The organism is Citrobacter sp. Cpo012, from assembly GCF_030333015.1.
GTDB classification, from domain to species: domain Bacteria; phylum Pseudomonadota; class Gammaproteobacteria; order Enterobacterales; family Enterobacteriaceae; genus Citrobacter; species Citrobacter portucalensis.
In genome coordinates this window covers 1-256 of record NZ_JAOWGR010000021.1, presented here as the reverse complement: position 1 = coordinate 256, position 256 = coordinate 1, and the positions used below count along the sequence as shown (strand labels likewise).

The 256-nt window shown below is 48.0% G+C and carries 1 tRNA gene; it reads right to left on the bottom strand.

Annotation, left to right across the window (positions count from 1 at the left end):
- Window positions 1-116: 116 nt before the first annotated feature.
- A tRNA-Glu gene (locus tag OGX90_RS01180) sits at window positions 117-192 on the bottom strand.
- Window positions 193-256: the final 64 nt, after the last annotated feature.

Sequence of the window (256 nt, the reverse complement as noted above, 5' to 3'; positions counted from 1 at the left end):
GTCGTTTCAATTTTCAGCTTGATCCAGATTTTTAAAGAGCAAATATCTCAAACGTGACTCGTAAGTCAGTTTTGAGATACTTCGGTCGGCGACTTTCACTCACACATACCAGCAAGTGGCGTCCCCTAGGGGATTCGAACCCCTGTTACCGCCGTGAAAGGGCGGTGTCCTGGGCCTCTAGACGAAGGGGACACTGAAGTCTCAATCGCAAGACGCCTTGCTATTTACTTTTCATCAGACAATCTGTGTGAGCACT